We start from the raw sequence: 8,363 nt of genomic DNA on the forward strand, positions 1-8,363 counted from the left end.
TATTTTTATACAATAAATTATTTAATCATTATATAAAAATGGAGTGAATTTAATTGTCGTTTTTAAAAAACAGTAAAATTGGCACAACACTAAACGCAATGGTAGTTATAGCAAGTGTCTCTTGTATTATATTATCTATACTAGGGTTTTGGGGCCTTAAAAAAGGGGAGCATGCTTCTACTACTATGTATGAAGATAGTTTATTACCAATCCAGTGGATAGGAGCTATAGAGTCTAATTTTTATCTGATCAATATGAATGTAAAAGAAACGATCCTATCAAAAGATGAAAAACGAATAAAGGAGCTTTTAAATGAAATAGATGTAGCTCGTACAGAAACTGATCAGTTATTAAAGAAGTTTGAGACTAGAGTTAGTTCTAGTAGAGAAAGGGAATTGTATAACACATTTTATACAATATTTAAAGAATTAAGAACACAACTGAAAAACGTGCAAGATTTGGGACAATCTAATAATGATGAAGCATATGCTTATTACCTAAAAGAGGTTGACCCTAATATGAAAAAGTCAATTCAGGCTATTCGTGAACTTATCCAATTTAATAATAATAATGCAGATCAATTACAAAAAAATAATACTGACAGTGCAACAAATACCATGATGCTATTTGTTAGTATCTCTATTATAGCAATTGCAATTGTTATTTTTATTGGCTATATCATTAAAAGTGCGATTAAACAACCAATTGTACTATTAGAAAGAGATATGGAGCGAGTATCTGAAGGTGACTTAACGATACGTACTACCTATAAATCAAATAATGAATTGGGAAGCATTGTGAAGTCTTTTAATAGTATGCTGGATAACTTACAACAATTAATTGGAGAAGTAAAAATCACAACGCAAGAGGTCATTTCTTCTACCAATGGAATGTTGCAAGATACTACACGAGCATCTCATATATCAAGAGAGGTAGTTCAAACTATATTCGAGGTTGATAAAAAAATAGAAGGACAAGTTACTAGTATTCAAGAAAGCTCTTCATCAATGGAAGAAATTGCGACTGGAGTTCAAACAGTAGCTGAATCTTCAGCAACGGTTACAGAAGTGGCTGTCACAACAACAGAACAAGTCAATTCTGGTAGTGAAGTGATAAAACAATCTATACTTCAAATGAATAGTATTCATGAGGTTGTTGAAGAAACTTCTAAAGTAATTGAGAGGCTTGTTACACGTACGCAACAAATAGATAAAGCTCTGGATGCAATCACTAATATTGCTGAACAAACAAACCTACTTGCCTTAAACGCATCAATTGAAGCTGCACGTGCTGGAGAAAACGGAAAAGGATTTGCAGTAGTGGCAGCGGAAGTTGGAAATTTAGCTGAGCAGTCTAAAACATCTGCATATGAAATCAATCATTTAATACAAGCCATTCAAAAAGATACAAAAGATACAGTTGCTGCAATGCAAAAAGGCCAACAAAAAGCTTCAGAAGGAAAAGAAACAGCTAATAAAGCAGATCAAGCATTCTCATCTATTATGTTGGCTATTAATAAAATCACTAGTCAAATTCAAGAAGTATCTGCAGCGACAGAAGAAATGTCTGCGGGTACAGAAGAAGTCAATGCCTCTATGTCGAGTGTTTCTGAAACTGCTACGCAAGTAGCTAAGGAAACAACTCAAACTGTACAGTCTATCCAATCACAAGCAGCATCAATCGAGGAGATATCGAATCAATCTAACAAAATAAAAGAAAAAGTAGAAGCATTGTCAGCATTAGTTTCAAAATTTACTATCGAGAAGCAAGACAAAGAGCAATCAAATATAATGTAAGAACAATAAAAAAGACCATCGTAACTTTGAAGTGAACCCCGAAAACGGGACACCAATCAAAAAACCTAAACCACTTGTTCCCTAAATTCTTTAGGGGATAGGTGGTTTAATTTTTCTTGAATTCGCACACAATTGTAGTAATGAATGTATTCTAGCACAATCTTTCGCACAGTTGTGTTGGATACTTTTGTTATCTTTTGTGAATAGAAAGCTTCACTTTTTAAATGACCAAAGAAGCTTTCCATGACGGCATTATCATGGCAATTTCCTCTCCGGGACATGCTGGTGATCATGCCGTTTTCTTTGGCATACGCTTGAAATTTTTTTGCTGTATAAATGCTTCCTTGATCCGAGTGAAGAAGGACATCTTTTACTTTTCGCCCTCTCATTGCTTGTTTCAATGTTTTCATCGCTAATGTCAGTGTTTGTGATTCGCTGATGACACAACTAATAATTTCACGATTAAAGGCATCCATGATCGTTGATAAATACAAGGTACGCTCTCCAAATAAGAGATACGTCACATCCGTAAACCACTTTTCATTTGGTTTGGATGCATCGAATTGGCGCTCCAATCGATGAGGGGCTACCATTGGTTCCGCACCATTGATATATTTCTTTTTCTTTCGACGCACTTTTGAAAGAATATGATTTTGTCTCATGATTCGTAATACTTTTTTATAATTGACACACAGTCCCATTTTTCGAAGAGTAGCGGTCACTCTTCGATATCCATACCGGAATTTATGCCTAAGACAGACGTCCTTTACTTTTTTTTCTATATCATCTTTCAGATCTTCCGTGCGTTGTAACCAACGATAAAATGTAGAACGGGGTAATTCTAATACGTTACACAAGTCTTTTACCGTTATTTTTGTTTGTACATTTCTCCATAAAGTAACTACAGTTTCTGGTTTCAGCCCCTTTCGATTTCCAGATACTTTCCCCATACAAGTAATTTTGTTTTTAGATGTTTATTTTCTAAACGTAGCTGTTCTAATTCACTGAGCTCTTTTGGTCCTTTTCCATAAGAATATTGTTTTCCTACAGGTTGTTGAAAGCGATACGTTTGATCTGTACGATACCATTTCATCCATGTCTTAATTTGGGAAACATTTTTAATTCCGAGTTTCTCCATAATCGCACGATTTGAATAACCGTCTTTCTTCATTTTAATGACTTTCCACTTTGTTTCTTCTGGGTAATGAACTCTTGTCTTCAAACGAAAAACACCTCCAATGAATTTGCATACTTAGTATGCGAATTCAGGAGGTGTTTTTTTCATGTACCACTATTCGGGTTCACTTCACTTTTATAAAGTACAATGGTTTTTTTATTGAATAGATGTTCTAAAAATTCTTCAGATCATTAAATACAAAAATCACATTAATTTTTGTTTTAATTTAATTGTTAATAGAACAGTAGATGTATTTCTAATAAAGTCCTTTGAAAAATAATATAGTTGTTTAATTCTTATTGAACTAACGGTGCAGGATAGTTGAATAAGGATGATGATATACTTAAGGGGGAATGTACTTTATTTTATAATTTATGAGGTGGAAAATGGACTCTTTAGAATTAAACAAATCTAAATATATTGTCTCTAATATCAAAGAAATTTTGCATAAAAAGCTTATTCTTGATAAACCGTTAACTAAAGATGAAGTAAAAAAATTAAACCTAGTGAATCCCCCTGTATACGAAAATGAGAAGTATCTCATGCAAAAACGGTGGTTTTATAGTATTAATATCGGGGAATGGGAAGATGTGGATATTAATATTCAAGGGAATAATGAAAATCCCGATGTGGAGATCATCGAAATGGCGGAAAAAACATTGAATGAACTCCATCTACATATAAGCTGTGCATTAAAATATTTACAGAAATTCTTCCCTAATCAAGAAATGAAGAACTACTATCTATCCACAATATGTTTTGGAAAGATGGTTAATTTTGACGATTATATATTTTCTGGGTTTAGTTTAGCTTTTATTTATGATGGTCACTTTGAGTTTCAATATAAAGTAAAATTTAAAGACGATGGATGGCCTATTGGTTTTGAAGGTGGGCCACTTTAATAATAATAGATAATTTTTTCTTATGGAATAAAAATATTAATTAAATTTGTTACAGAATAGATAGGCATCTTATGATGCCTTTTCTTTATAAATAAAAGTAACGTAGTATTTAAACCTATACGTTCACACAAGATTAAATGTATTTAGTTCTGTAAATCTGTAAAATTTTAGTTTGGATTTTCTTGGCCCAATCAAGTACCAAAAATGAAAGTTTAGACTTTCTTGTCTAAATAGTTTAGAGTTTCATGTCCTTATTGTACAAAGACATGAAAGCAGGAACTGATTTTATAGTGTATAATGCTGAATTATCTACAGATACATCTCATGTAGTACCCATTTTCTTGTCTGCATATGGAGACAAGAAAATGGGTACTTCTTTAAAAAGAGACACCAAAGTGGGTACTTTGTAAAAATAGCAAATACTAAATAGATGTGAAGTTGAAATCCAGTTCTATATTAGTAACAAAAATATTCATGAAGGATTTACTTTCTTATCTCATTAGCAGGACATGAGAGTTTAAACTTCTTTTAATTTTTCCCATTCTTATCTTGATAGGTATAGGAAAGGATTCCACAAACACCAAACAAGCTTGACAACAAGAGATTACAAGTGTAATATTCAATTGTGGATTACAAACGTAATCAAAGGAGGGTGTAATTTAAACTAATGAAAGAATTACCTAAAATTTCGGAAGCTGAATTAGAAATAATGAAAGTATTGTGGTCAAACTCTCCACAAACGGCAAATGAAGTCATTGAAGCGTTGGAGGTAAAAATGGATTGGAAACCGAAAACGATTCGAACACTGATTAATCGATTAGTTCACAAAGAAGCAGTGGCTTATCATCAAGATAAAGGGCGTTTGTACTCTTATTATCCTTTGGTATCGCAAGATAGTTATTTACAAGTAGAAACGAAATCTTTACTTAAACGTTTCTATGGTGCAGCATTTAAACCTTTACTTGTAAATTTCTTAAAAGAAGAAAAGCTGTCTTCAGAAGATATTAACGAACTTAAACGTATTCTGGATGAGAAAACTGAGGAAAATCAGAGGAAGGATAGATTATAGTGATAGAAAAATTTATAAATATCTATCTACCTGCTTTTTTTGATTGGATGATTGAGACTTCCATTATGGCTAGTATATTAGTGGGCCTAATCTTGTGTATCAAGGTCTTGTTTAGAAATAAGTTAACTCCACGTTGGCAATATATGCTATGGATCATATTAATTCTAAGACTTGTATTACCTTGGTCGCCAGATAGTTCTTATAGTATCTACTCTGTACTTACTTACAAGAATAATGATGCATTTATTTCTAGCCAAAACCCTGTAGCTAATTTTCTTACAAAAGAACGTATGCAAGAATTAAAAGATATAGACGATACAAAGGTCCTCACAAAAGAAGATACTTATACCTCAAGTTCAACAAAAACTGCTCAGGCAAACAAGACACAAACAGGCATGAATGAAAAGCAGGATGATAAGACGATTTCATTCTATACAATCTTTATGTACATTTGGCTTACTGGCGTTATCCTTCTAAGCGTTGCTACTTTTATAATGAACAGGCGTTTATTACTTTACATAAAAAAACAACCTATTATTACAGACGAGAAGATTGTCCAGATTTTTGAAAAGTGTAAGCAATCTATGTCTATTCAACGGAATATCCCTCTATTTGTATCTGGAAAGGTTTCCAGTCCAACAGTGTTCCGATTTATTCGTCCCAAGTTGTTATTGTCAACTGTACATATGGAGATATTAGATGAACAACAGTTACGATATATTTTTTATCATGAATTAGCTCACATCAAGCGAAGAGATGTTGGTGTGAACTGGCTTATGCATGGCTTACTCATTTTAAATTGGTTTAATCCCATTCTATGGTATGCCTACTCATGTATGCGGGAAGATCAAGAACTAGCATGCGATGCATTAGCTCTTACATGTATAGATTCAGAGGAACAAATTGCGTATGGACATACTATTATTAGTCTATTGGAACACTACTCAAGTTATTATCAAGTACCAAGTATAGCAAATTTTAGTAAAAACAAGAGAGCGTTAAAAAGGAGAATTCTAATGATTAAAAAATTCCAAAAAAAATCATATCGTTGGTCTGCGATAGGGGCTGTGGCAGTGATTGCAGTATCATCTGTATCCTTATTAAACGCCCGTGCTGATCAGCCGACTAACCCTGAGAAACAACAATTAGAAGTGAAAAATAATATGAAAGAATTAAAAACACAAACCGATATTCCTATACAGCAAATTGTAGAAAAAATGATTGGTACAAAAGAACAGGCAAATGCAGAATTTTTTATTTCAGAGGGAGATTATAATACTTTACTTACAGAACTTGGGGTGGCACGAAATCTGTTTACGAAAGAAGAATTTGAACGATTTATTGATTTAGAAACAGTGGCATCTACTTTAGGTAGAAAAGAAAAGTTAGACCCAGAAGAGGAAAAAAAATATGAGAAAAACAGTGAAGAAATTGGACCATTTAGAGATAAAATTTATTCGCATTTTAGATTAACTAAAAAGGAAGCACAGAAATATCTTGATTTTCCAATTAAGACCCCAAGTTATGTGGTAAAAGGGTATAAATTAACTGGACAAGATGTTCAAACACCGATGACTACTGAAAAAATGAATCCCACTATTGTTTCTCAATATCAAAATGAAGATAATGTGTATTTTGTGTACCAAACTGCAGATACTGATCAGGGAGAAAATTTGTCGAACAAAGTAACGGAGTATAATGAAAAGGTAACAAATTATGAATTAGAAGGTGCAAAAATAAGCTTAAAAGAAAGTCTCGATACAGAGGAACACTATAAATTCATGCAAATGATTGTTCCTGCAAAAGGAAAGAATAGCGCTTATCAAGTCATAATTCTTGCAGGTGATTTAAGTAAAGAAGAAACAGAGAAAGTTATGCTGTCCTTTCTAAAATAAAAATAGAGTCTCAGGATCCCGTTCTTGAGGCTATATTTTTTAGCTTAAACGAAACTTATAAGTGGGAAGAGAAATTAGTATAGTCTATATAATAAAAAAGTAAAATGATATTTAGTTTTGCTAGCTTGATTGAGGTGGATAAAAAATAACAATTTAAAACATAAATTGAATCTAGGTAGGTATATTGTATGGAGAACAGGAGGGAGTATGGTTCAAAAAGAAGTAATGGAAGAATACTAGCAAATGGTGATGTATTTTAACACTATCACCTGGATTGAGAAGTAAAACCTCATCATTTAGATATAGTTTTACGTGCCCTTTTATAATAAATGCTATTTCTTCACCTTTATGTGCCACAGGCTCCATAGATGAAGCGGTTTGAGGTAGCAGATTGATTAAAGCCAATTCCAGTGATCCATTGCTCAATCTTACTTAACATGGAAGGCGTTGTATCAGCTATTTCAGCTAAATGTTTACTAGTTAATCCTGCACCTTTTCGAAATGCCATAATTTTTTGAACAACATTAATATTGTTCATATAAATAATCTCCATTAAATGAGTGGAGTATATTAAATTAAAATTAATTTTATTTACTTATACTTAATATAATGTTAATATATATTTAATTAAAATAAATTAAGATTAATTTTCAAACTGTCAACTGATGCGAAAACGTGGAAAAAAATCTACTTAGAAGTAAAGAGATTACTGTTATTGAATATACAACAGACTATAGTAAAGCGGTAGAAAAAGAAGAATACAAGCTAATAATGTATTCTTAAGTTTTTAAAGGACGTGAAATGAACATGAAACCAGTTTTAAAATATATAATTATTTCCCTTGTTTTTTCAATAGTAGGGGTGTGTTGGGCGCTGTTTGACATCTTTATGTTAGATGCAGACTGGCTATTGATTTGGATAGGTGTATTAATGGCATATCTATCGTTGTATATTGTGATAGGTCTATATAGCAGAAAAACGTACGACTCAAAATTGACTAAAGTGCTTCTAAAAACAATAATTACAACCTTTAGTTTTGGAGCATTAGGAATATCATTCGGAGTTGTGCACGAGATATTAGGACCATTGAGTCTTACTTTAATGACATGGTATTGGTTTATAATGATATTTTTATATTTAATACCCATAATATTATTATCGATTTTAGTATTGGTAAATAGTAAAAATCATAATTTCCCTGGGGTATATAGTATACTTATACTTCTAAATATACTTCTTACGTTATGGCCGTTATTTATTAATTTTATGGGATCTGCTATGAATGCAAGTGCAGGATGGTAGTAGCTCACAGATTATAAAAAGATTAAAAGAAAAAGGTTATGAATTTAAAGATTATAACCGAATATAAAAAAGTATGAATAAGTTAAATGAATGGAATAAGAAATTAATATAGGATTTAAATATTTGTAAGAGTGTGTTTAGCTAAATATATAACAACACGCTCTTTTAACTGGCTATTTTTTATTATTTAATTTTTAAAAAATAATATTGATTAAATGAAAA

At 31.9% G+C, this 8,363-nt stretch carries 6 protein-coding genes and 1 pseudogene; 5 read left to right on the forward strand and 2 right to left on the reverse strand.

The window, feature by feature from the left end:
• The first annotated feature begins 53 nt into the window (after window positions 1-53).
• Entirely contained in the window at window positions 54-1,796 is a 1,743-nt protein-coding gene (locus tag DN403_RS23190) for a methyl-accepting chemotaxis protein (protein ID WP_000008933.1), read from the forward strand.
• 65 nt (window positions 1,797-1,861) lie between these two features.
• On the opposite strand, the gene DN403_RS23195 is transcribed toward DN403_RS23190, so the two are convergent.
• Window positions 1,862-3,018 (reverse strand): IS3 family transposase gene (locus DN403_RS23195; RefSeq protein ID WP_127725919.1). Its coding sequence is split into 2 segments (ribosomal slippage): window positions 1,862-2,766 and window positions 2,766-3,018, totalling 1,158 coding nucleotides; the frame shifts between segments, so codons are not numbered across the junction.
• Between the two features lie 341 nt (window positions 3,019-3,359).
• Between DN403_RS23195 and DN403_RS23200 the strand changes: the two genes are divergently transcribed.
• The 3 genes from DN403_RS23200 (at window position 3,360) to DN403_RS23210 (ending at window position 6,839) form a co-directional block, all read left to right on the forward strand.
• Window positions 3,360-3,875 (forward strand): hypothetical protein, encoded by a 516-nt coding sequence (locus DN403_RS23200; RefSeq protein WP_003281110.1) that lies wholly within the window; start codon window positions 3,360-3,362, stop codon window positions 3,873-3,875.
• A gap of 667 nt (window positions 3,876-4,542) precedes the next feature.
• Window positions 4,543-4,944: a BlaI/MecI/CopY family transcriptional regulator gene (locus DN403_RS23205; protein ID WP_016077350.1), complete on the forward strand. Its 402-nt coding sequence runs from the start codon at window positions 4,543-4,545 to the stop codon at window positions 4,942-4,944.
• Window positions 4,944-6,839, forward strand: coding sequence for a M56 family metallopeptidase (locus DN403_RS23210; RefSeq protein ID WP_000570339.1), 1,896 nt, complete (start codon window positions 4,944-4,946; stop codon window positions 6,837-6,839). The genes DN403_RS23205 and DN403_RS23210 overlap by 1 nt, the downstream gene beginning before the upstream one ends.
• A 252-nt stretch (window positions 6,840-7,091) precedes the next feature.
• Here DN403_RS23210 and DN403_RS23220 read toward each other — a convergent pair.
• Window positions 7,092-7,377, reverse strand: a pseudogene (locus DN403_RS23220) (cupin domain-containing protein); the annotation flags it as partial.
• Between the two features lie 269 nt (window positions 7,378-7,646).
• Between DN403_RS23220 and DN403_RS23225 the strand changes: the two are divergent.
• A complete protein-coding gene (locus DN403_RS23225) occupies window positions 7,647-8,141 on the forward strand; it encodes a DUF3902 family protein (RefSeq protein ID WP_149185783.1) in 495 nt (164 codons plus the stop codon).
• Window positions 8,142-8,363: the final 222 nt, after the last annotated feature.

Origin of the sequence: Bacillus sp. AY2-1 (assembly GCF_008368965.1) — a bacterium.
In the GTDB taxonomy this organism is placed as follows: Bacteria; Bacillota; Bacilli; order Bacillales; family Bacillaceae_G; genus Bacillus_A; species Bacillus_A thuringiensis_S.